Source organism: Kocuria arenosa (genome assembly GCF_042879215.1).
In the GTDB taxonomy this organism is placed as follows: domain Bacteria; phylum Actinomycetota; class Actinomycetes; order Actinomycetales; family Micrococcaceae; genus Kocuria; species Kocuria arenosa.
Genome location: NZ_JBHZTA010000001.1, coordinates 200557 through 222419 on the forward strand (window position 1 = coordinate 200557; position 21863 = coordinate 222419).

Genomic DNA, 21863 nt, shown 5'->3' on the forward strand with positions numbered 1-21863 from the left:
GCTCGGTGTCCCTTACTTGACCAGTGCCTTGAGGGCGGAGACGAACAGGCCCAGCCCGTCCGTGCCGTCGCGCATGCCGACCTCGCCGGAGGCCGAGGAGTCCGCGCCGAAGCCCGGTTCGACCGCGTGCTCCGGGTGCGGCATGAGGCCCACCACGTTGCCGCCGGCGTTGCAGATCCCGGCGATGTCCCGGCGGGATCCGTTGGGATTGCCCCCGACGTAGCGGAACACCACGCGGCCCTCGGACTCGAGGGCGTCGAGGGTCCTCTCGTCGGCCACGTACTGGCCGTCCTGGTTCTTGAGCGGGACCACGATCTCCTGGTCCTGCTCGAACTCGGTGGTCCACACGGTCGTACTGTTCTCCACGCGCAGGCGCTGGTCCCGGCACAGGAACTTCAGTCGCTCGTTCTTGATCATCGAGCCCGGCAGCAGGTGCGACTCGGTGAGCATCTGAAAGCCGTTGCAGATGCCGAGGACCGGCAGCGGGGCGGACCCCGAGGTGCCCGCGGCGTTCGCGCCCTCGATGATCCGGTCCATGATCGGGGCGAACCGGGCGATGGCCCCAGCGCGCAGGTAGTCGCCGTAGGAGAAGCCGCCGGGCAGGATCACGGCGTCGACGTCCTGCAGGTCCTCGTCGGCGTACCAGAGGGGGACCGGGGTGCCGCCGGCGAGCACGACGGCCCGCGCGGCGTCGCGGTCGTCGAGGGTGCCGGGGAAGGTCACGACGCCGACACGCGCGCCGGCGAGCTCGGCGTCCGGCGCGCGGCCGGAGAGGTCCGCGATCAGAGGGGTCTCGAGACCGGGCATGCTCAGTTCTCCTCGGCCTCGTCGAGGACGGCCACGCGCACGACGTCCTCGATGACGGGGTTGGAGAGCAGCTTCTCGGCGGCCTCGCGGGCCTGGGCCAGCGCGTCCTCGGTGGCCTCGCCGTCGACGGTCAGCTCGAAGCGCTTGCCCTGCCGGACACCGGCGAAGCCGTCCAGGCCGATGCGGGGCAGTTCGTTGGCGATCGCCTTGCCCTGCGGGTCAAGGATCTCGGGCTTGGGCATGACGTCGACAACAATGCGGGCCATCGGGGAACTCCTGAGGGTCGAGCAGCGGGCCGGGATCCGGCGAACGTCAGCCATTCTATCGGTTCGGGCCCACCGCCCGTGCCGCGCCAGAGCGGTCCGCAGCGGTGTGCGGGGGCTCACCACCCGTGGTGGCATGTCGCACCCGCACCACACCGAACTCACCGCTTCTGTCCGAGACCGGGGCATGGGTCTCCGGGTCTCGGGCAGAAGTGGTGACTTCGGCCGGCCGGGGACGTCCCAGGCCACATGCAGGCCCGTCCCGGGGGGGGGCCGTGGTCCCATGGGGAGCATGAGCAGCATGTCCCGCAACGCCGGCGCCGCCCCCCACGACGCACGGCTGGTCTCGATCTACCGCCGGGTCCTGACGCTGGTGGGGATCGGCACCGTTCTCGGCGCGCTGACCGAACTGGCGATGCTGCGGCACTGGCAGGGCCCCGCCCAGCTGGTCCCGTGGGCGGTGCTGGCCGTGCTGCTGGCCGGCGCCGTGGCGTGGCTCGTGCAGCGCAGCACCTGGACGGCCCGCACCGTGCGGGTCGCCGCGGTCGTCTCCGTGCTCGGCAGCGCCTACGGGGTCTACGAGCACGTCCTGGCGAACCTGCGGGCCGGGCCGGTGGACCCGCGGTACGCCGACGCGTGGGAGTCGATGCCGGGCGCGGCCCAACTGTGGGCGGCGACGAGCGGGGCCGTCGGGCCGTCTCCCGTGCTCGTTCCCGGGACGATGGGCCTGGCCGGGGTGCTGCTCTGGCTCGCCGTCCTCGGCTGGGGGCAGGGGGAGGGGCACGACAACCCCGCCCCCAGCACCTAAAGTGAACAGTGTGCTGATCATCGAATGAGCCGGGTGAGCATCGCGCGCACCGTCCGGACCCCAGACCACGGAAGGACCACGCCATGAGCCAGCCAGAGCAGCAGCAGGAGGTTCCCGGCGTCCAGGCCGCGATGACCCCCGTCCCGGACTGCGGCGAGCACAGCTACCGCGGTTCGGGCAAGCTCGAGGGGAAGGCGGCGATCGTGACCGGCGGGGACAGCGGCATCGGCCGTGCCGCCGCGATCGCCTACGCCCGGGAGGGCGCCGACGTCCTGATCGCCTACCTCGAGGAGGACGACGACGCGCAGGACACCGCCCGCTGGATCGAGGAGGCCGGGCGCCGCGCCGTCCTGGTCCGCGGGGACCTCTCGGACCCGGCCCACTGCCGGGCCGTCGTCGAGAGGGCCGTGCAGGAGTTCGGCCGGATCGACGTGCTCGTCTCCAACGCCGCCTACCAGATGAGCCACGAGAGCCTCGACGAGATCAGCGACGAGGAGTGGGACTACACGTTCCGGCTCAACGTGGGCGCCATGTTCCACCTGACCAAGGCCGCGGTGCCGCACATGGCCCCCGGGTCCTCGATCATCGGCAGCTCCTCCGTGCAGTCCGACCAGCCGTCCCCGCAGCTGGCGCCCTACGCGGCCACGAAGGCGGCGATCGCGAACTTCTCCGCCGGGCTCGCCCAGATGCTGGGCGAGAAGGGCATCCGGGTCAACAGCGTGGCGCCGGGCCCGATCTGGACGCCGCTGATCCCCGCCACCATGCCCGCGGAGAAGGTCGGGGTCTTCGGGGACGACGTCCCGCTGGGTCGTGCCGGTCAGCCCGCCGAGCTCGCGCCCGTGTACGTGCTGCTGGCCTCGGACGACGGCAGCTATGTCTCCGGGGCGAGGATCGCCGTGACCGGGGGCAAGCCGATCCTGTGAGTCCGGCGCCCGGGGTGGCGGGGCCGATCACCCCGGGCGCGATCGGGCCCTACACGCGGTCGGTGAGACCCTCCACTCCGGAGTGCTGCGCGCAGTGGGCGCGGCAGTAGACGGCCCCGCCGGCCTCCACGCCGTGGCCCAGGATCCGGCAGCCGCAGTGCGCGCACGTGGGCGCCATGGCGTGCGCCGCGCACTCGAAGCTGTCGAAGGTGCCCGTCCGGTCCCCCTGGGTGATCGTGAAGGCCTTGTCGCAGTCGTTGCCGCAGGTGTCGCAGACAGCCATGTTCGTTCCCTCCTGCTCGGTCCTGCCCGGTCAGAACTTGTCGAACGAGATGAGCTCCACGAGCTCGCCCACGTGGTTCTCGGGCATGCTCCGGGCGATGTCCGCCTGGCTCACCATCCCGACGAGGTCGTGCCCGTCGATCACGGGCAGGCGGCGCACCTGGTGGTCGGTCATCGTCCGGACGGCCTCCTCCACGCTGTCGTCCGCACCGACCGTGACGGGTTTGCCCTCGGTGAGCTGACCTGCCCTGACCTGTCGCGGATCGGTGCTGATCTCGAGGCACCGCACGACGATGTCGCGGTCCGTGACCACGCCCGCCAGCCGCTCGTGCTCCCCGCAGATCGGAGGCGCGCCGACGTCGGATCCTTCATCGTCCGGGCCGCGACCTCGAGCGTCTCGTGCTCGCCGACGCACTCCGCGCCCGGCGTCATGATCTCCCGCACCGTGGTCATGTCGGTCCTCCTGTCCGGCGGACATGGTCCGTCAGTTCACTGATCGTTCCGGCCCTGCCAGGGGAGGAGCCGTACCGCCCGTTGTCTGCCCCACCGGAAGGTCGTGACCCCGGGTCCCGGAGCCCGGGCCGCGGTGCGGAACGCCGTGCTGGAACAATGGGGCCATGACCCAGCACCCGCCCACGACCACCCCCGGACTCAGCGGCCCGGACGCCGAGCGACTCGCCGAGGCCCTCGCCTCCCACGACGTCACCGTCTTCGTGGACGGCACCGCCCTGCGTCTGCCCGGGCCCGCGCGTGACGCCGTCGTGGACCTCCTCTCCCGGATGGCCCGCGGGGAGACCGTCACGGTCACGTCCGCGGACGAGCTGCTGAGCACCTCTCAGGCGGCCGCGCTCGCCGGGATCTCGCACACCTACCTGCGCAACCTCACCAGTCGGGGCGTCATCCCCGTCCAGTACCGGGGAACGCACCGCCGGATCCGGCTGGCGGACCTCCAGTCCTGGCTGGCGGTTCGCGGCGTGCCGAGTGACGACGCGGCGCCGGCCGAGGAATCGGGCGGAACCCGCGCAGGCCCGGCGGAGGGGACCGGAGGATGACGGAACGGCGCGGCACCTGCCCGTGGTCTCGGCCGACCAGGTCTCCGTTCCCTCGGCACTCACCCCGCTCACGGCGTTCCGCTGGTTCGTCGAGTTCGGGGGCCGGTCCGGTACCGGGTGGGAGAACCGGGCCGTCCCCACCGCGCCCCAGGACGGCTCCTGGCAACCGGTCCTGTGGGCGGAGCACGTCAGCGCACCGGCCGGGGAGAACTCCGAGCACGTGTACTCCGTTCGGACGCGCTTCCTCCGCAGAATGCTCCTCGTCGACCGGCCGTGACGGCTCAGCCGAAGCGGGCCACGACCCAGCCGTCGACCACGTCGACCGCCGCCGCGGGGAGGTCCTTGGCGGGATCCGGCGGTGCCTCCCGGCCGGCGGCGAGAGCCAGGCGGGAACCCACGAACCGCCCGTCGGCGGCGAAGACCCAGAAGTGGTTGGGGCACTCGAACGTCTCGGCGCGCCCGGCGGCCTCCCGGCACACGGTGGCCTGCTGGTGCGTGCAGGTGTTGCGCAGCACGTGCAGGGCGCCTCCTGCGTCACGGGTGACGAGCACCGGTCCCGTGCTGGACGGAGCCGTCACGAAGTCGAGCGGAGCCGGCACCGCGGAGACCGCCACGATCCGCTCCCAGCCGCCGGCGGACTCCCCGGAGGCGCTCACGCGGCGGCCCCGTCGGTGGCGCGGGCCGGGTCGAGGACGTCGAGCGCCGCGCCGAGCCGGCGGCGCAGCGGCTCCGCGCGGCGGGCGAACTCCCGCTGCCGGCGCACGTACTCGGCCTTGCCCTCCGGGGTTTCGATCCGCACGGGCTCGTAGCCCCAGCCGGCGAGGTCGTAGGGCGCGGCCTGCATGTCCGTCTCCCGCACGTCCCACGCCAGCTCGAAGCAGTCCATCAGCAGCTCGGAGGGGATCCCCGGGACGAGCTTGTACGCCCACTTGTAGAGGTCCATGGTGGCGTGCAGGCAGCCCGGCTGCTCCATCCGGCGCTGGGACTCCCGGGTGGGCTGCAGCTCGTTGAGCGGCACGGCCTGCGGCTGGAAGAACCGGAACGCGTCGAAGTGGGTGCACCGGATCCTGGCGGACTCCACCACGGCGTCCGTGCCCCCCGCCCCGAGCCGCAGCTCGAGCTGCTCGTGGCGGAGGCCGTTGTCCTCCGCGCGGTAGGCCATCGCCCACTCGTGGAGGCCGAAGCAGCCGAAGAAGCCCGGATTGACCGCGTGCGCGCCCAGCACCGCCCGGGCGAAGTCGATCGCGGGCGCCCGCCGGTCCCGGAAGGCGTCGTCGTCGACGGTCACGGCCCCGTCCCGGTCGGTGAGGCCGAGGGCCGTGAGCTCGGCGCCGGTGAGTGCGCGGTAGAACTTCTCCCGGACCCGGTCGGCGGCGTCCAGCAGCACGGTGCCCGCCCCGGGGTGCCAGCGCTTCAGCTGCGCCGGCTTGAGCGTGTAGTAGGTGAACAGGAAGTCCTCGACCGGGTGCTTCTGCCCGCGGTGGCGGCGGGCCACGAACGGGTCCGCGAAGCGCGCCGCGCGCCGTTCGTGGTCGTGCGCCGGCGGCGCCCACTCCTCGCGGGACAGGACGACGACGGGGCGGGTCACAGGACCCGCCCCGTCGTCGACGGGCCGGTGGAGCGCGGGAGCAGGGTCAGCGGCCCGTCCCCGCGTACACCGTGGCCTCGTCGTCGGAGTCGAGGCCGAAGGCGCTGTGCACCACGCGCACGGCCTCGTCGAGGCGGTCGGCGGCCGTGACCACCGAGATGCGCACCTCCGAGGTCGAGATCATGTCGATGTTGATGTTCGCGGCCGCGAGCGCCTCGAAGAACGTGAAGGTCACCCCGGGGTTGGACTTCATGCCCGCGCCCACGAGGGAGAGCTTGCCGACCTCGTCGTCGTACTCCAGGCCCGCGTAGCCGATCTTCTCCTCGGCGGCGCGCAGCAGGCTCATGGCGAGGTCCCCCTGGGACTCGTCCACCGTGAAGGAGAGGTCCGTCAGGGGGTCGTCGCCGGTGGAGATGTTCTGGACGATCATGTCCACGTTGACCTTCGCCTCGGCCAGCAGCCGGAAGATCCGGGCGGCGATGCCGGGCCGGTCGGGGACTCCGACGACGGTGACCTTCGCCTGCGTGCGGTCGTGGGCGATGCCGGCGATGAGCGGCTGTTCCAACGGGATCTCCTTCGGGGAGGTGACGGCGTCTTCGGGGCCCGGGACGACCCAGGTGCCCTCGTTGTGGCTGAAGGACGAGCGGACGTGCAGCTTCACGCCGAAGCGGCGGGCGTACTCGACGCAGCGCAGGTGCAGGATCTTCGCACCGTTCGCGGCGAGCTCGAGCATCTCCTCGCTGCTGACCACGTCCAGCTTGCGCGCCATGGGCGCGATGCGGGGGTCGGCGGTGAACACGCCGTCGACGTCGGAGTAGATCTCGCAAACGTCGGCGTCCAGGGCGGCGGCCAAGGCCACGGCGGTGGTGTCCGAGCCGCCGCGGCCCAGGGTGGTGATGTCCTTGGTCTGGCGGTGCACGCCCTGGAACCCGGCGATGATCGCGATGTTGCCCTCGTCCAGGGACTCGCGCACGCGCTGCGGGTTGACCTCCACGAGCAGGGCCGCGCCGTGCGCGCCGTCGGTGACCATCCCCGCCTGCGACCCGGTGAAGGACTGGGCGGGAGCGCCCATCCCGGACACCGCCATGGCCAGCAGCGCCATGGAGATGCGCTCACCGGCGGTGAGCAGCATGTCGAGCTCACGGGCCGGGGGCTTGCGGGTGACCTCGTGGGCGAGGTCCAGGAGCTCGTCCGTGGTGTCGCCCATCGCGGAGACCACCACGACGACGTCGTGGCCCCGGTTGCGCGTCTCGACGATCCGCCGTGCAACGCGGCGGATGCCGTCGGCGTCCGCGACGGAGGATCCACCGAACTTCTGCACGATCAGGCTCATGGGTTCAACTCCTGTGGTCGAGGGTGGCCGGCGGTCGACGCCGGGCCGTGCGCCCGCTCCCCGCGGCAGGGCACCAGGACATCCTACGCGAGTGCGTCAGGCGACGACCGTCCGGCCCTCGAACGCCCGGCCCAGGGTCACCTCGTCGGCGTACTCGAGATCACCGCCCACGGGCAGCCCGGACGCCAGCCGGGTCACGCGGATCCCGAGGGTCTTGAGCATGCGGGAGAGGTAGGTGGCGGTGGCCTCGCCCTCCAGGTTCGGGTCGGTGGCGAGCACGACCTCCTGCACGGTGTCGCCGGAGAGCCGGGTCATGAGCTCCCGGATGCGCAGCTGGTCGGGACCGATGCCCTGGATCGGGCTGATGGCCCCGCCGAGGACGTGGTACCGGCCGCGGAAGCTGCGGGTGCGCTCGATGGCCATGACGTCCTTCGACTCCTCGACCACGCAGATGACGCTGTCGTCCCGGCGGGCGTCGCGGCAGATGGCGCACTCGTCGAGCTCGGACACGTTGCCGCAGATCCGGCAGAATTTCACCTTGTCCTTGACCGCCGTCATGGCGTCGGCCAGGCGCCGGACGTCCTCCTTGTCGGCGTCGAGGAGGTGGAACGCGATCCGCTGCGCGGACTTCGGCCCGACGCCGGGCAACCGGCCCAGCTCGTCGATCAGATCTTGAACAGCGCCTTCGTACACGTTTCCCTCGATTTCCGGGCCGGTGCGCGGCCCTCCTGCTCGTCCTCGGCCACGGCGTCACCGGGGTGCCGGTGCGCGGGGCGCCCCGGCTCACTCCCCGGTGTGGAGGTCCCGCTCCTCGATCAGCATGCCCCCGAGGATCCGCTCGATCGCGGCGCGGCCGTAGAGCGTGGAGTCCTCGAGCGCCTCGTCGTCCGAGCTGGGCACGAAGGAGTCGTCCCAGTCTACGCCGCTGTCCTGCGGGGCCGCGGCGGAGGCGGGTGCCTTCCGCCCCGCGGCGATGGCCGCGGCGTGGCGCTCGCGGAAGCTCAGCCGTGCGTTCCGGTCGGCGCCGGCCGGAGCCGCCGCCGGGGATTCCTGCGGCGTGGTGGCCGGGGCCGGGGACGTCGTGGGGGCCGGAGCCGGGTCCGGGGCGCCCGTCGTGGCGCGGGACTCCTCCGCGCGGTCGGCCGGGCGGGCGGTGCGCGTCGTGGCGGTGCCGGTCGGCCCGTTCCCGGGTCCGCTCCCGGAGCCCCGTCCGGCCGCGGGCACGGGGGCCTGCCGTGCGGAGGCCGCGGGCCGCCACTGCTCCGGGGGCGCTGCGTCCGGATCGTCGGGGCCGTCCGGGTAGGGCGGCTCGTCCGGATACGGGGGCTCCTCGGGCGGCGGGACGTCGTCGTCCGACGGGGGGACGTCCCGGTCCCACGCTCCCGGCGCGTCGCCGGGGAACGTGCGGGCCGGGTGCCCGGCCGTCCCGTGATCGGGGCGGAATCCGCGCTGGGTCGCGACCTGCGGTTCGGCCGGCCGCGCCGGCTCGTGGGCGGGCTGCGCGCCGGCGGGAGGCTCCGCAGCATGCTCCGTCGTCTGCGCCGGTCCCGTCGGCCGGGTCCCGGGCTGCGCCGGAGCACGGGGCGCGGGCTCGGCCTCAGCAGGGGCCTCGGGGGAGGTGCCGCCCTGGGGGATGGCGGCCACGGACCAGCTGTGCACGGGCTCCTGGGCCCAGGCCGGATCGGCCCACTCGGGAGGTGTGTCCGTGGCGGGTCTGCCGTGCGCGTCCCACGGGTCCTGTCCGCCGCGGTCCCCGTCCCGGGGTGCCGTCTCCGCGGCCGGCTCCGGCGCGGCCGCCGGTGCGGGCGCGGATGCCGGTGCGGGCGCGGATGCCGGTGCGGGCGCGCCGCCCGGGAGCGTGCCCGCGGCCCGGGGCGGGGTCGGCGGCTCTCCCCGGCCGCGCGGACCACCCGGTCGGTCCTGGTCTCCCTGGCCTCCCTGGCCCCGGTCCTCGGGGCCGCGGCGCTCGGAGCGGTCCTCCTCGGTCCCGTGCCCCGGTCCGTTCCGGCGCCCGGGCGGGCGCGTCGACGGCTCCGGGCCGCGCGGCGTTCCTCCGCCGCCACCGCCCCGGCTGTGCCCGCCGCCGCCCGGCGGGACGGCCTCCGCGCGGCAGTCGATGCCGAGGATCTGCTGCACCGCCTGCCGGAGGTCGTCCTCGAAGCGCGGGAAGTTCATGAGGTCGCCCTCGGCGTCGAACATGATGCGCAGCACCTTGCCGTCGAAGGACTGCGGGGTGCCCCGCTGGACCGTGAACCACGCGACCCGGCGGATGTCCGCAAGGGCGTTGACGATCTCCGGCCAGGAGGCGCGCAGCAGGTCGATCTCGTTGCCGCCGGACTCGGACGCCCGGGGCGTGTCATGCCGGGGCGCCCGCTCCGCCGCGGCGGGCTGCCGCGGCTCGGCAGGCCGCTCCTGTTGGGCGGACGGCTCCTGTTCCCGGGACCGCTCCTGCACGCCGGCCTCCCGGGCGGGCGGGTGCCCGGGAGCCGACGCGGCCTGCCCCGTGCCCTGCGGAGTCCGCTCCCGCGGCTCCGTCTCCCGCGGCTCCGTCTCCCGCGGGACCGCCTGCTGCGCGTCCGTGCCGGGCGCGGGCGGACCCGGTCGCCGCGGCGCGGGGGCGGCCTCGGGCTCGGCGAACGTCCGCCCCTCGGGCGGAGCAACCGGAGCTGCCGGAGCAGGCGGAGCAGCCGGAGCGGCCGTGGAGGCCTCGGGGGACGGCGCGGGTGCGGCGGGCTCGTCCGGAGCGGTGGCCGGAACGGCGCCCCGGCCGATGCTCAGGCGCCGTTCCAGCCGGTCGACGCGGGCCGTGACGCCGCGCGTGGTGTCCTCCGAGGACGGGAGGAGGATGCGCGCGCACAGCAGCTCGAGGTGCAGCTGGGGCGAGGTGGCCCCCGTCATCTCGGTGAGGGCGGTGTTCGTGATGTCGGCGGCGCGGGAGAGCTCCGCCGCCCCGAGCTGGGACGCCTGGTTGCGCAGCCGTGCGATCTGGTCCTGGGGCATGCCGTGCAGGATGTTGCCCGCGGACTCCGGGACCGCGTTGACGATGATGAGGTCCCGGAAACGCTCGAGGAGGTCCTCCACGAAGCGGCGCGGGTCCTGGCCCGTCTGCACCACCCGGTCCACCGCGCGGAACACCGTGGCGCCGTCCCCGGAGGCGAAGGCGTCGACCACGTCGTCGAGCAGGGCGCCGTGCGTGTAGCCCAGCAGGGCCACGGCGAGGTCGTAGCCGATGCCCTGCTCGTCGGAGCCGGCCATGAGCTGGTCGAGGACGGAGAGGGTGTCGCGGACGGATCCGGCACCCGCGCGGACCACGAGGGAGAGCACCCCCGGGGCCACCTGCACGTGCTCCTCGGCGCAGAGCTGCTCGAGGTAGTGCATGAGCGGCTCGGTGGGCACCAGACGGAAGGGGTAGTGGTGGGTGCGGGACCGGATGGTCGTGAGCACCTTGCTGGGCTCGGTGGTCGCGAAGATGAACTTGATGTGCTCCGGCGGCTCCTCGACGATCTTGAGCAGGGCGTTGAAGCCCTCACGCGTGACCATGTGCGCCTCGTCGATGATGAAGATCTTGTACCGGTCCCGGACGGGCGCGAACGTGGCGCGCTCGCGCAGGTCACGGGCGTGGTCCACGCCGCCGTGGCTGGCCGCGTCCATCTCGATCACGTCGAGGGAACCGGCGCCGTCCCGGGCCAGGTCGCGGCAGCTGTCGCAGCGGCCGCACGGGGTGGCGGTGGGGCCCTCCGCGCAGTTGAGGCAGCGGGCCAGGATGCGGGCCGAGGTGGTCTTGCCGCAGCCGCGCGGGCCGGAGAAGAGGTAGGCGTGGCTGACCCTGTCCTTGCGCAGCGCCGTCATCAGCGGCTCGGTCACGTGCTCCTGACCGATGACGTCCTCGAAGGTCTCCGGGCGGTAGCGGCGGTACAGGGCGGTAGTCACAGATGACACCTTAGCGACGGAATCCGACGGGCGGGCCGGGCGGATCGGCGCTGGGGACGCGGGCCGCCGCGGGGACGAGAAGACCCCTCGCGCACCCGCCAGAGCCCATTTACCCTTGCTACCTTCCGGTCCTGGGGGAGTTCAACAGGATGACGCCACGCGAGGGGCTGTCGATGAGTCTAGCGGATGCGGCGGGGCGGGTCGAAACCCGGGGCCGGAGCCGTGGATTCGGCATTGCCCGGCGGTTCGGTTATGCTGGACCCCGCATGTTCCGGCGCCGTCAGGCCGCCGCGACGTGCGTGCCTGGAGGATTCGCCTAGCGGCCTATGGCGCACGCCTGGAACGCGTGTTGGGTTCACGCCCTCGGGGGTTCAAATCCCCCATCCTCCGCACTGAGAGCCCCGCTCCGGGAAGCACGTCCCGGAGCGGGGCTCTTTCTCGTGCTGCCACCGACTCGTGCTCCTGCCGTCGAGCCTCTGCCGTCGGGGCCCCGGCGGGCGCTCCTCAGCGGGCGCGGAGCGCCCGGGACCGGAGGGCGACGGCGGCGGCTGCCGCGGCGCCCAGCGCCGAGAGCCCCACGACCCACCCTGTGGTGGAGGAGTCCCCGGCCGTGGCCTGCGCGGGAACCCGGGTCACGGTTCCCAGCGAGATGCGCGTGAGCGTCCCCGGGGTCACCTGCTGCCGTCCGGTCAGGCCCTGCGCCCCGAGCACGGGCTCGTGCCCGACCAGTGCTCCGGAGCCGGGGCGGTGGGCCGTGGCGGTGTGCGGTCCGACGAAGGAGGCGCGCTCCAGGGCGGGGAGCTCCGCCGGGTCCAGAGGTGTGCTGGGGGCCGCCTCCGCAGGGCCGTCTCCGGTACGGCCATCCGCTGCCTCGCCGTCTCCTGCCCGGAGCTCCTCGGCGCGGACTCCTCCCGGCTCCGGCGCCTCGTGCCCGCCGGGGGCGAGGGAGGGCCGTGCGTCCGGCGATGTGCTGCCGGCGTCCGGCGCAGGGCCTCCGCCGGGCACGGGGGCGGGGGTCTCGGCGGGGCCGGTCTCCGGCAGGGGCTCGGCCGGCTCGTCGACGGCCGGAGGCGCGGACGAGGGATCTCCGGCGGAGGAGTCCGCGGCCGGCGTCGGAGGCGGTCCGGCCTCGGTGGCGTGGGCCGCACCCGGCGCGGGGGTGAGGAGGAGCAGGGCGGCCAGCGCCAGGGGGCGAAAGGGCATGGGGGTGGTCTCTCCGGGGGGAAGCGGGCGGAACAGGAGCACATCGTAACTTTACGTCGTTCCACCACCTGCGTTCACTAATGCAATACATTGCTGGTGTGGTGGAACGGGCTGTTCCGCCGCACGCGCAGCTGCCCCCCGGTTGCGCTCCCCTCTGTCCTCTCTCCCCCCAAGAGGTCCTCATGAAGCTGCCTTCATTCCCCCTGCCCTCGACGACCCTGCCCGCCGCTCTCCTGGCCGGCGCGATGCTCGCCGGGACGATGGCCGGCGCGGCCGCCCCGGCCCATGCCTCGACGACCAACACGACCCACACCGCCGCCGGCATCTCCTCCCAGTACCACCTCTACGACGCCGGCGTGGACCGCTCGAAGGCCGTCGGCGTGGTGTTCTACTTCGACGGCGACGGACAGTACTACGCCCAGCGCCCCACCGCGTCGATGCTCAGGACCATGGCCGCCCGGGCCGCGGCCAGGAACATGATCCTCGTCGTGCCGGTCGCTCCGGCCAACCGGTCCTGGACCTCCAACAGCGAGGTGGTCGGGGACTGGTTCCGCGCCCTGGCGGCCAAGATCGTCGCCGAGCAGCGTGTCGACGCGACCCGCATCCACCTGGCCGGGTACTCCGGCGGCGCCGAGTTCGTCTCCACCGAGGTGCTCTCCGACCGCGCCGGCTGGATCCGCGGCGGCGGCTCGACCCTCATCGGCGGCGGCGGCGTCTACAACGGCAGGCTCGAGAGCACCCCCGACGCCGCGCTCAGGGCCACGGACCCGACCTGGTACGTCGGCTCCCTCGACAGCTACGGTGCCACCCAGCCGTCCACCTGGTCCGCGCTGGAGGCGGCCGGCAAGGGCGCGGCCGCCTACCGGAACGCCGGTTTCGCGAAGGCGGACCGCGTGGTGATGCCCGGTCTGCACCACACCAACTACGACCTGGCCGACCTGGTCGGGGACGACGTCGACCGCCTCCACTCCGGCGCCGGCGCGGCCCCGAAGCCCGAGACCGTCGCACCGACCGGCAACGACGTCGTCAACGGCTACCAGCTCACCGGCGCCATCGGGCGCACGTGGGCGGCGCTGGGCGGCACGGCGTGGGCCACCCCGGTCAGCGCGGAGTACGCCTCCGGGCACGGCTCCGTCTACCAGCGCTTCGCCGGCGCCGACGGTCGTGACAAGGCCCTCTACTGGTCCAGGGCCACCGGTACCCGGGTGGTCGACTACGGCGGGTCCATCGGCAGGAAGTTCGCGGCCGGCGGCTATGCGGGCAGCTACGGCCCGCCGCTGACGGACGAGCAGCGCGCCGCCGACGGGGGTGCCTACCAGCTCTTCGACGCGTCCGGGAAGCGGACCAAGATCCTGTGGTCCGCGAGCACCGGCTCGAACGCGGTCAAGGAGTACGGAGCCATCGGCCGGAAGTGGGCGGCGCTGGGCCACGAGCGGGGTCTGGGCTACCCGACCACCGACGAGTACAGCACTCCGAGCGGCGTGGCCCAGAACTACACCGGCGGCCGGATCGAGTGGAACGCCACCACCCGGGCCGTCACCGTGACCCGGAACTGACCTCCGGCACGTGCCGGCGGGCCCCGCAGGTGCTCCCTGCGGGGCCCGCCCCTAGGATGAACGCATGATCTTCAAGGCCGTGGGCGACTCCCGCCCGTACCCGGACCACGGCCTCGTCACACCGACCGACTGGTCCGGCATCGCGCCACGCCAGGTCCGGCTGGACGAGCTGATCACCACGAAGACCACCCTGGACCTGGCGACCCTGCTGGACGCCGACTCGACCTTCTACGGTGACCTCTTCCCGCACGTGGTGCGGTGGGACGGCGGCCTCTACCTGGAGGACGGCCTGCACCGGGCGCTGCGCAGCGCGCTGCACCACCGCACCGTGCTGCACGCACGGGTGCTGGAGCTCGCTCCCGCGCCGGGCGCGCGGCCGGGGGCCGAGCGGGACGCGGTCAGGACGCCGCGCTGAGGGGCGGACGCTCCGGCGCGAGCGGCACGGGGTGGCCCTCGGCGTCGAACTGCGCCCCCAGGCCCTGCTGGATGAAGCGGACGGTGGAGCGGATGTGCTGCTCCCGTGCCGCCCGGTCCTGGTCGGAGTTCTGGCCACGGTCCGCGGCGGCGGTGAGGGACCCGTGGACCAGGGCGGCGAGCTCCGAGATGTCGCCCTCCGGCAGATAGGCCTGACCGATCGCGTCCCTCAGGATCGCGGCCAGCAGGCCCTGCAGCTCGCCCACGTGCTCGCCCAGCTTCTGGTAGTCCTCCGGGGAGAGGACCGTGCGCATGGTGGGGCCCGGGGGCAGGTGGCGCCGAGTGAGGTCCTCGATCTGGGCGCGGATGTAGACGGCGAGCCGGTCGACCGGGTTGGCGACGCCCTCCAGATCGCGGCGCAGGTCGGTCATGAACCGCTCGGTCTCGTCCAGGGCGTAGGCCACGAGGAGCTCGCCCATGTCCGCGAAGTAGTTGTAGACCGCGGTGCGGCCCACGCCGGCGTTCTTGGCCACGTGCGTCATGGTCAGGCCGGTGAGGCCCTGCTGGTAGAGCAGCTGGCCGAAGGAGTCGAGGATCGCTCGTTTGGTGTTCTCCCGCTGCGCGGCATTGGTGGCCGCAGAAATACGAGGCATGATGACACCTTATCTGTGCGCGTCACCAAATTATGCACACTCTGCTGGTCCTTGGTGACGGTGTGTCTGACTATGACACCACCGTTTCCCGGCTTTCGACTCCTTCGCGCAGACAGTCAGGGGAAACGTCCAGGAAACCCCCAGCGGGGGTCGGGTCGAACGGCCCCGGCCCGGGCGCCGAACCGGCGACCGGGCCGGGCCCGCTCACCGCTCGGCGGCCGAACCGCCCTGCCAGAGGGAGTCGAACGGGGCGTTCGAGGTGAGGCGGCGCCGGATGCCGGCGGAGACGAAGGCCTTCGCGGTGCGGGCCGCCTCGAGGGGCTCCGCCCCCTTGGCCAGTTCTGCGGCGACCGCGGCCGCGAGCGTGCAGCCGGCCCCGGCCACGGGGACCTCGCCGACCTTGGGCTCGGAGAGCACCTCGAGGGTGGTCCCGTCGAAGAAGACGTCGACGGCGTCGGGGCCGGCGAGGCGGACCCCGCCCTTGGCGAGGACCACGGCGCCGGACATCTCGTGGATCCGCCGGGCGGCCTCCTCGAGGTCCTCGACCGTGCTGATCTCGTCCATGCCGGACAAGGAGAGGGACTCGAAGTGGTTCGGGGTCACGAACGTGGCCAGCGGCAGGATCTTCGCCTTCAGCGCCTCGTCCGTGTCGAGGGCCGCGCCAGGCTCCTGGCCCTTGCAGATGAGCACCGGGTCGAGGACGAGGTGGCGCGGCGCCAGCGCGGTGAGCACCTCGGCGGTGGTGGCGATGGTCTCGGGGCTGCCCAGCATGCCGATCTTGACGGCGTCGAGCGCGTGGGCGGCCGTGATCGCCTCGAGCTGATCGCGCAGGACGTCCTGCGGCACGGGGAACAGGCGGTGGCCCCAGTCCGCGGACGGGTCGAAGGACACGATGCAGGTCAGCGCGAGGGAGGCGAAAACCCCGAGCTCCTGGAAGGTCTTGAGGTCCGCCTGCGCGCCGGCGCCACCGGTGGCCTCGGAGCCGGCGATCGTCAGGGCGACGGACGGCTGGTCGGCGGGGTCCGCGGCGGCGGGCGTGGGAACGGTGCTGGTATCGGTCATGGGAGCCATTCTGCGCCTCCGCGCGGTGCCGGGGCCAACCGCCGGGGCTAGACTGTCGGACGGTCTCCGGCCGGCACGCGGTCCTCGCACGGGACCCGCGGCGGCGGGAGAGGGCTCCCGGGTGGCAGTCGGGCGCCCCCGCGTCCGTCCAGCACACCTCACAGATCGAACCACGGCGTCCGCCCCGCCCGGGGCCGGTGCCGCGTCAATACAGATTGGTGACCGACCGTGTCCTCTGCACCCGATCCTGCCCCCGCCGGGTTCGCCCGCCGTCCCCGCACGTACTTCGACCTCATCGTGGCGGCGTACTGCGTGGTCCTGGTGCTCTCCAACGTCGCCGCGACGAAGGGGGTCGCGTTCGGCCCCGTCATCACCGACGGAGGCTTCTTCCTCTTCCCCCTCGCCTACGTCCTGGGCGACGTCGTGGCGGAGGTCTACGGCTTCCGGTCCGCACGCCGGGCCATCGTCACGTCCTTCGCCGCGGGGCTGTTCTCCTCGGTCGTGTTCTGGCTCGTCATCGCCCTGCCGCCGGCGGAGTTCTATGAGGGCCAGGCGGCCTTCGCGTCCGTTCTCGGTCCCGTCCCGCTCATCGTGGCGGGCTCCCTGCTGGGCTACCTCGCGGGGCAGCTGCTCAACGCGTTCGTGATGGTCCGGATCAAGGCGCGCACGCGCGAGAAGCACCTGTGGGCCCGGCTCATCGGCTCGACCCTGGTGGGCGAGCTCGTGGACACCGTGATCTTCTGCACCGTGGCGGCCCCGGTCATCGGGATCACCACGATGGGCGACTTCCTCAACTACGTGGTGGTGGGCTACGTGTACAAGGTCCTGGTCGAGGTGCTGGTCATGCCGGTGACCTACGCCGTGATCGGCCAGCTCAAGCGCAGGGAGCCGACCTACGGCGAGTCCGCCGTCGGGGGGAAGGCCCTCGCCCCCCTGCGCTGAGGCGGGGGTCTGCGCTGAGGCGGGGGTCGGGAGGCCGGGCGGGTGCGGGGCGCGCGCCGACGATGTGCGCGCGGACCTCCGCACGGGCACCGGGGTGGTGATCGCCCTGGTGGTGCACGCGACCAGGGCGGTCTCGCGGCCGGCCGCCGGCGCCGTGGGCGACGGGGCCGCGGCACGGCTCAGAAGCCGAGATAGGCCAGCTGCGCGCCCACCGAGCTCCGGGCGGCGGGCAGCACGTGTGCCGGGACGTCGGCGTAGATCCGCGCCGTGATGGCCTCGAGCGTCGCGGCGCGGCCCAGGATCCGCAGGGCCTCCCGGACCTCGGCGAGACGCTCCATCCGGTGCTCGAGGAGCTCCTCGCACACCGCCTCCACGTCCTCCCGCACGTCCGCGTGCGCCGGGAGCACCAGGGCGTCGCCCAGCACCGCCAGGCGCTGCAGCGAGCGCAGGTAGTCGCCCAGGCTCCCGTCCGGGTGGTCGAGCATCGTGGTCCCCCGCCCCAGGACCGTGTCGCCCGTGAGCACGGAGCCCGAGGCGCGCGCCGCGGCAGCGGTGCCCGCGCCCGCGGCCGGGCCGTCGTCGGGCAGGTGGAAGCTCACGGAGTCGGAGGTGTGCCCGGGGGTGTGCAGCACCCTGATCCGGCAGCCGGCGGCCTCGATCGTCTCGCGGTCGACCAGCGGGCCGGCGTCACGGCAGAACTCCGGCAGGAACGCGCGCACGGGCGCGCCGGTGAGCGCGTGGAACTCGTCGACGGCTTCGGTGTGGTCGGCGTGGCGGTGCGTGACCAGGGTCAGCACGGTCCGTCCCGCGGCGGCCAGGGCGGCGAGGTGACCGCGGTCGGCGGGGCCCGGGTCGACGACGACGACGTCCTGCTGCCCCGGCGCCCCGATCAACCACGAGTTGGTGCCGTCCAGGGTCATCGGGCCGGGGTTGGGGGCGGTCAGCCGCCGGGTCAGTGCGGTGGTGCGGGTGCCGGCGTCCTGGGTCATGCGGGCAGACTATCCGAGCCCGGCGGGGGAGCGGCGGCCCGGCTCACCCCTCGGCCGGCAGGAGAGCGGCAGACCGGCTCACCCCTCGGCCGGCGGGGAGCGGCGGCCCGGCTCACCCCTCGGCGAGCAGGGTCTCGAGCCTCGTGAAGGAACTGCGCCACGCCGCGGCCGCCCCGGGGTGCACCGTGGCAGGCAGGGGTCCCTGCGTGAGCACCAGCAGGGTGCCGCCGTCTCCGGTGGGGACGAACTCGGTGCGGGTCAGCACGTGGCTGGAGGTGGGCTCGCCGTCCGGTCCGGGCAGCGCCTCGCGGCCCTCGAGCAGGGCGTCCGGCTCGACCCGCAGGTAGGTGCCGTGCACCGGGGCGACCGCGGCGGGGTCGGTGTCGTGCACCATGCGGAAGCGCTGCCGGCCCCCGGGTCTGACCTCGAGCAGCACCGACTCCCGGGACACGCTCCAGCCCGGCGGGCCGAACCAGGCGGCGAGCCGATCCGGCTCGGTGAAGGCGGCGAAGACCGCGGCCGGGGGGTGCGGGAGGGCATGGGAGACGGAGAAGACCTCCGCGGGGTCCAGATCGGTGACGTCCATGCCCTCCATTGTCCCCGGTCGCTCTCGGTCCCCGCGGCGGCGGTCGGTACAGTGGCGCACGTGAGCACCGAACCTGCGCGGGAGCCGGGGTCCCGTGAGTCCGGCACGCGGCCGGCCTGGGTCACCGCGCTCAAGGGCGGTGTGCTCCTGCTGCTGCTGGCCGTGGCCGTGTGGTACCTCATCGGCCACGAGCTGCCCACCGTGGAGCAGGTCCGGGTCTTCGTCGAGGGCTTCGGCGCGTGGGGGCCCCTCGTCTTCGCGGCGGTGTTCGTCCTCGTGGCGGCCACGCCGGTCCCGGTGACGATCATGGCGGTCTCGGGGGGATTCCTCTTCGGCATGGCCCAGGGCAGCGTGGTCGGTGTCGTGGCCACCACGGCCGGAGCCTGGCTGGGGTACTGGCTCGCGCGGTTCCTCGGCCGCGACGCCCTGTACCGGCTCGCGGGCAACCGGGTCGAGCAGGTGGAGCGCAAGCTCGTCGGCAAGGGTTTCCTCACGGTGCTGGTGCTCCGGCCCGTCGTGCCCAACTGGACGCTCAGCTACGGTGCGGGGCTCGTGCGCATCCCGCAGCGCGACTACCTCGGCGCCACCCTGCTGGGCGGGATGCCGGGTCAGGTGAGCTTCGCCGCGGTGGGGGCCTTCACGTCCCGGCCGTCCTGGCCGGCCCTGGCGGTGGTCGCCGCCTCCTGGGTGGTCGTGGTGGTCGTGGGCGTGCTCGCGTGGCGGCGGTCCCGGCGGGACTCCCCGTCCGCGCCCGAGGCCGACGGCGTCGGGACCGCCGAGTAGGTCGGCCGTGACGCGGGTCCCCGGCACGGCGACGCCCGGCCCTCGGGACGAGGACCGGGCGGACGCCGCTCGGAAGGGGCAGTGTGCGGTGTGGCCTCCCGGCCACGTCCCGGCTAGACCTGGGGGCGGACCGCGGTGGACCCGTCCGTCGGCTCGTTGCCGAGCAGGTGCAGCTTGCCGCTCTTGCGGTCGGCGAGGTACTCCTTCATGTCCCGCTTGATGACGGGCAGGAGGAGGTACACGCCGAGCAGGTTCACGAAGCCGCAGACGAACAGCGCCGCGTCCGCGAAGGCGATGACCTCGCTGAAGGTCAGGACGCAGCCCGCGACCGTGAAGAACAGGTAGATGCCGCGGAAGATGTTGTCGCTGAGCCGGCTGCGCCCGAACAGGTACTCCCAGGACTTGAGCCCGTAGTAGAACCACGTGATCAGCGTCGAGAAGGCGAACAGGACCACCGCGACGGCCAGCACGATCGGGAACCAGGGGAGGACCGTGGCGAAGGCGTCCGAGGTGAGGATGACGCCGTCGGGGGCGCCCCCACCGGCCTGCACCTGGTCGATGCCGGCCTGCAGGCTCGGCGCGCCGGCGATGATGATGGCCAGGGCCGTCATGGTGCAGATCAGCACGGTGTCGACGAGCGGCTCGAACAGGGCCACGAAGCCCTCGCTCACCGGCCGGCGGGTCTTGACGGCCGAGTGGGCGATGGCGGCGGAGCCGAGGCCGGCCTCGTTGGAGAACGCGGCACGCTGGAAGCCCACGATCATGACGCCCAGGACGCCGCCGGCCATGCCCTCCGGGGAGAACGCGCCGTCGATGATCGAGGCGATCGCGCCCGGCACCTGGCCCAGGTTGGCGAGGATGACGATCAGGCACGCGGTGACGTAGACGGCGCCCATGGCCGGCACGAGCCGGCTGGTGGTGGCACCGATGGACTTGATGCCGCCGATGATGACCAGGCCCACGAAGAGCGCGAGGACGATGCCGAAGATCAGGGCCGCGCCGGCGCTGCCGAGGAAGCCGTCGGCGCCGCCGGTGACGTTCTGCACCTGGGCGAAGGTCTGGTTGGCCTGGAACATGTTGCCGCCGGCCGCGCCGAAGAACAGGATGGCCACGGCGAAGATGCCGGTGAGGATCTTGGCGGGGATGCGGCCGAACTTGCTGAAGGCGATGGGCAGGTACCGGAAGGGCCCGCCGCTGACGGTGCCGTCCTCGTGGACCTCGCGGTACTTCACGCCCAGGGTGCACTCCGCGAACTTGGTGGCCATGCCGAGCAGACCGGCGCAGATCATCCAGAAGGTCGCGCCGGGCCCGCCGAGGGCCATGGCCGCACCGACACCGGCGATGTTGCCCAGTCCCACGGTCCCGGACAGCGCGGAGGTCAGCGCCTGGAAGTGGGGGACCTCGCCGGGGTCGTCCTTGGACGAGAACTTGCCCCGCACCACGTCGGTGGAGACCCTGAGGTGCCGCTGGACGACGCCGAAGTAGACGGTGAAGATGACGCCGGCCGCGATGAGCCAGGCCACGACGAACGGGAAGCTGACCCCCGCGATGGTGATCGGGTAGAAGACGATGGTCGAGAAGACCTCGGTGATCGGAGCGAACGCGCTGTTGATGGCGTTGTCGATCGCTGCGAGCCAGCCCACTTCGTCGGTGACGGTAGTCATGGGTAACGCCTGCGTGATCTGCATCTCCCCACTACACCCTGTGGACAGCCGGTTGGCAACAGACACGCCTGTCGCCGAAAGAGCCATCTTGCCGTGGCAACGAAGAGTTAACACGAAACGGCCCGGCCTCCTCGCCGCGACGTCTCGTCGTGCGGGGGCCGGGCCGCCGGGGGTGCCGGGGCGGCGTCACCGTCGACGCCGGTGGCTCCGGGTCAGCGGCCGGCGCGCGATCCGCCGGTCAGGTATTGGGGGGAGGTCATGGCGCACACGCGCAGACCGCGACCCAGGTCGCTGCCGGCGCTGCGCACGGCGTTGCCCACCGAGGTGGCGCGGGCGGGGGCCGCGGCCCGGCCGATGGCGATGAAGAGCAGGGCGGGGAGGGCGAAGACGAGGACGAGGGCCATGGGAGAGGCAACTTTCTGTGGGCGGTGCGAGAAGATCCGTGGGTCCGAGGGTGGGTCGCCAGGAGGTCGGGCAGGACCCTGCGCCTCGGTTGACATCTAAAGTCTAACGGGTCGATAGTGATTCAATCAATGTGAGAACGCTCACGGAAGGAGTGAATCGTTGCGTCTTGATGAGATCGACCAGCAAATCATTGCGTCCCTGGTCCAGGACAGCCGGGAGAGCTACGCGGCCATCGGCCACAAGGTGGGGCTCTCGGCCCCCGCGGTGAAGCGACGGGTGGACGTCCTGCAGCAGACGGGCGCGATCAAGCGCTTCACCGCGGAGCTCGATCCGTCGGTCATGGGGTGGAACATCCAGGCGTTCGTGGAGCTGCACTGCGACGGCGGTCTCTCGCCGTCGATGATGCGCACCATGGCCGCCGAGATCGCCGAGGTGACCGCGGCCTACACGGTCACCGGTGAGGCGGACGGCATCTTCCTCATCCGGGCCGAGAACACCACCCACCTCGAGGACGTCATGGTCCGGATCAGGGAGTGGAAGGGCATCAACCACACGAGGAGCTCGGTCATCCTCTCGCACCTCTGAGCGTGGCGCGCCGGGCTCTGGAATACTGGGCGCAC

25 protein-coding genes, 1 tRNA gene and 1 other RNA gene are annotated in these 21863 nt (G+C 73.0%); 10 read left to right on the forward strand and 17 right to left on the reverse strand.

The window, feature by feature from the left end; all coding sequences use genetic code 11:
• Nucleotides 1-12 precede the first annotated feature (12 nt).
• Both purQ and purS read right to left on the reverse strand, forming a co-directional pair.
• The gene (gene purQ / locus ACFYE3_RS00950; RefSeq protein WP_387605648.1) at nucleotides 13-807 is read right to left on the reverse strand and encodes a phosphoribosylformylglycinamidine synthase subunit PurQ; all 795 of its coding nucleotides are present in this window, start codon (nucleotides 805-807) and stop codon (nucleotides 13-15) included.
• A 2-nt stretch (nucleotides 808-809) separates the two neighbouring features.
• A complete protein-coding gene (gene purS, locus ACFYE3_RS00955) occupies nucleotides 810-1073 on the reverse strand; it encodes a phosphoribosylformylglycinamidine synthase subunit PurS (RefSeq protein ID WP_344124149.1) in 264 nt (87 codons plus the stop codon).
• A 289-nt stretch (nucleotides 1074-1362) separates the two neighbouring features.
• Between purS and ACFYE3_RS00960 the strand changes: the two genes are divergently transcribed.
• A complete protein-coding gene (locus tag ACFYE3_RS00960; RefSeq protein WP_387605646.1) occupies nucleotides 1363-1878 on the forward strand; it encodes a hypothetical protein in 516 nt (171 codons plus the stop codon).
• Nucleotides 1879-1961: 83 nt separating this feature from the next.
• The gene (locus ACFYE3_RS00965) at nucleotides 1962-2801 is read left to right on the forward strand and encodes an SDR family oxidoreductase (protein ID WP_387605645.1); all 840 of its coding nucleotides are present in this window, start codon (nucleotides 1962-1964) and stop codon (nucleotides 2799-2801) included.
• Between the two features lie 49 nt (nucleotides 2802-2850).
• Here the strand turns inward: ACFYE3_RS00965 and ACFYE3_RS00970 are convergent, their stop codons facing one another.
• Complete coding sequence (locus ACFYE3_RS00970) at nucleotides 2851-3084, reverse strand: hypothetical protein (protein ID WP_387605643.1); 234 nt, start codon at nucleotides 3082-3084, stop codon at nucleotides 2851-2853.
• A gap of 30 nt (nucleotides 3085-3114) precedes the next feature.
• Nucleotides 3115-3396, reverse strand: coding sequence for a CBS domain-containing protein (locus ACFYE3_RS00975; protein ID WP_387605641.1), 282 nt, complete (start codon nucleotides 3394-3396; stop codon nucleotides 3115-3117).
• Between the two features lie 304 nt (nucleotides 3397-3700).
• On the opposite strand from ACFYE3_RS00975, the gene ACFYE3_RS00980 reads away from it, so the two are divergent.
• A complete protein-coding gene (locus ACFYE3_RS00980) occupies nucleotides 3701-4135 on the forward strand; it encodes a helix-turn-helix domain-containing protein (RefSeq protein WP_387605639.1) in 435 nt (144 codons plus the stop codon).
• A gap of 22 nt (nucleotides 4136-4157) precedes the next feature.
• Nucleotides 4158-4412 carry a hypothetical protein gene (locus ACFYE3_RS00985; RefSeq protein WP_387605637.1) on the forward strand — a complete coding sequence of 85 codons (255 nt, stop codon included), beginning with the start codon at nucleotides 4158-4160 and terminating at the stop codon, nucleotides 4410-4412.
• Between the two features lie 4 nt (nucleotides 4413-4416).
• Here the strand turns inward: ACFYE3_RS00985 and ACFYE3_RS00990 are convergent, their stop codons facing one another.
• The 6 genes from ACFYE3_RS00990 to ffs form a co-directional block, all read right to left on the reverse strand.
• Nucleotides 4417-4791, reverse strand: a complete 375-nt coding sequence (locus ACFYE3_RS00990; protein ID WP_387605635.1) for a Rieske 2Fe-2S domain-containing protein — start codon at nucleotides 4789-4791, stop codon at nucleotides 4417-4419.
• Nucleotides 4788-5723 carry a 3-methyladenine DNA glycosylase gene (locus ACFYE3_RS00995; RefSeq protein ID WP_387605633.1) on the reverse strand — a complete coding sequence of 312 codons (936 nt, stop codon included), beginning with the start codon at nucleotides 5721-5723 and terminating at the stop codon, nucleotides 4788-4790. The genes ACFYE3_RS00990 and ACFYE3_RS00995 overlap by 4 nt, the downstream gene beginning before the upstream one ends.
• Nucleotides 5724-5769: 46 nt before the next feature.
• Nucleotides 5770-7056 carry an aspartate kinase gene (locus tag ACFYE3_RS01000; RefSeq protein WP_368830778.1) on the reverse strand — a complete coding sequence of 429 codons (1287 nt, stop codon included), beginning with the start codon at nucleotides 7054-7056 and terminating at the stop codon, nucleotides 5770-5772.
• Nucleotides 7057-7152: 96 nt separating this feature from the next.
• On the reverse strand, nucleotides 7153-7749 hold the full coding sequence (gene recR, locus ACFYE3_RS01005) for a recombination mediator RecR (protein WP_017833883.1): 597 nt from the start codon (nucleotides 7747-7749) through the stop codon (nucleotides 7153-7155).
• Nucleotides 7750-7839: 90 nt separating this feature from the next.
• A complete protein-coding gene (locus tag ACFYE3_RS01010; protein ID WP_387605630.1) occupies nucleotides 7840-10986 on the reverse strand; it encodes a DNA polymerase III subunit gamma and tau in 3147 nt (1048 codons plus the stop codon).
• Nucleotides 10987-11061: 75 nt separating this feature from the next.
• An RNA gene (ffs, locus tag ACFYE3_RS01015) (signal recognition particle sRNA small type) lies at nucleotides 11062-11158 on the reverse strand.
• Between the two features lie 133 nt (nucleotides 11159-11291).
• On the opposite strand from ffs, the gene ACFYE3_RS01020 reads away from it, so the two are divergent.
• Nucleotides 11292-11376, forward strand: a tRNA-Ser gene (locus tag ACFYE3_RS01020).
• Nucleotides 11377-11490: 114 nt separating this feature from the next.
• On the opposite strand, the gene ACFYE3_RS01025 is transcribed toward ACFYE3_RS01020, so the two are convergent.
• Nucleotides 11491-12189 carry a hypothetical protein gene (locus ACFYE3_RS01025; RefSeq protein WP_387605628.1) on the reverse strand — a complete coding sequence of 233 codons (699 nt, stop codon included), beginning with the start codon at nucleotides 12187-12189 and terminating at the stop codon, nucleotides 11491-11493.
• A gap of 182 nt (nucleotides 12190-12371) precedes the next feature.
• On the opposite strand from ACFYE3_RS01025, the gene ACFYE3_RS01030 reads away from it, so the two are divergent.
• A complete protein-coding gene (locus ACFYE3_RS01030) occupies nucleotides 12372-13745 on the forward strand; it encodes a hypothetical protein (protein ID WP_387605626.1) in 1374 nt (457 codons plus the stop codon).
• 64 nt (nucleotides 13746-13809) lie between these two features.
• A complete protein-coding gene (locus ACFYE3_RS01035) occupies nucleotides 13810-14160 on the forward strand; it encodes a type II toxin-antitoxin system VapB family antitoxin (RefSeq protein WP_387605624.1) in 351 nt (116 codons plus the stop codon).
• Here ACFYE3_RS01035 and ACFYE3_RS01040 read toward each other — a convergent pair.
• Both ACFYE3_RS01040 and ACFYE3_RS01045 read right to left on the reverse strand, forming a co-directional pair.
• The gene (locus ACFYE3_RS01040; protein ID WP_387605621.1) at nucleotides 14144-14812 is read right to left on the reverse strand and encodes a TetR/AcrR family transcriptional regulator; all 669 of its coding nucleotides are present in this window, start codon (nucleotides 14810-14812) and stop codon (nucleotides 14144-14146) included. The genes ACFYE3_RS01035 and ACFYE3_RS01040 overlap by 17 nt on opposite strands.
• A gap of 204 nt (nucleotides 14813-15016) precedes the next feature.
• A complete protein-coding gene (locus ACFYE3_RS01045) occupies nucleotides 15017-15874 on the reverse strand; it encodes a hydroxymethylpyrimidine/phosphomethylpyrimidine kinase (protein ID WP_387605618.1) in 858 nt (285 codons plus the stop codon).
• Nucleotides 15875-16102: 228 nt separating this feature from the next.
• Between ACFYE3_RS01045 and ACFYE3_RS01050 the strand changes: the two genes are divergently transcribed.
• Nucleotides 16103-16816 (forward strand): queuosine precursor transporter, encoded by a 714-nt coding sequence (locus tag ACFYE3_RS01050; protein WP_387605616.1) that lies wholly within the window; start codon nucleotides 16103-16105, stop codon nucleotides 16814-16816.
• A gap of 179 nt (nucleotides 16817-16995) precedes the next feature.
• Here ACFYE3_RS01050 and ACFYE3_RS01055 read toward each other — a convergent pair whose 3' ends face one another.
• The gene (locus tag ACFYE3_RS01055) at nucleotides 16996-17805 is read right to left on the reverse strand and encodes an MBL fold metallo-hydrolase (RefSeq protein WP_387605613.1); all 810 of its coding nucleotides are present in this window, start codon (nucleotides 17803-17805) and stop codon (nucleotides 16996-16998) included.
• A 112-nt stretch (nucleotides 17806-17917) separates the two neighbouring features.
• On the reverse strand, nucleotides 17918-18391 hold the full coding sequence (locus tag ACFYE3_RS01060) for an SRPBCC family protein (protein WP_387605611.1): 474 nt from the start codon (nucleotides 18389-18391) through the stop codon (nucleotides 17918-17920).
• Nucleotides 18392-18451: 60 nt separating this feature from the next.
• Between ACFYE3_RS01060 and ACFYE3_RS01065 the strand changes: the two genes are divergently transcribed.
• Entirely contained in the window at nucleotides 18452-19174 is a 723-nt protein-coding gene (locus ACFYE3_RS01065) for a TVP38/TMEM64 family protein (protein WP_387605610.1), read from the forward strand.
• Nucleotides 19175-19287: 113 nt separating this feature from the next.
• On the opposite strand, the gene ACFYE3_RS01070 is transcribed toward ACFYE3_RS01065, so the two are convergent.
• Together ACFYE3_RS01070 and ACFYE3_RS01075 are read right to left on the reverse strand one after the other, a co-directional pair.
• Nucleotides 19288-20838 carry an alanine/glycine:cation symporter family protein gene (locus ACFYE3_RS01070; protein WP_387605608.1) on the reverse strand — a complete coding sequence of 517 codons (1551 nt, stop codon included), beginning with the start codon at nucleotides 20836-20838 and terminating at the stop codon, nucleotides 19288-19290.
• A 212-nt stretch (nucleotides 20839-21050) separates the two neighbouring features.
• Complete coding sequence (locus ACFYE3_RS01075) at nucleotides 21051-21242, reverse strand: hypothetical protein (protein ID WP_368830765.1); 192 nt, start codon at nucleotides 21240-21242, stop codon at nucleotides 21051-21053.
• A gap of 160 nt (nucleotides 21243-21402) precedes the next feature.
• Here ACFYE3_RS01075 and ACFYE3_RS01080 point away from each other — a divergent pair, with 160 nt between their 5' ends.
• Nucleotides 21403-21828 carry an Lrp/AsnC family transcriptional regulator gene (locus ACFYE3_RS01080; protein ID WP_368821028.1) on the forward strand — a complete coding sequence of 142 codons (426 nt, stop codon included), beginning with the start codon at nucleotides 21403-21405 and terminating at the stop codon, nucleotides 21826-21828.
• Nucleotides 21829-21863 lie beyond the last annotated feature (35 nt).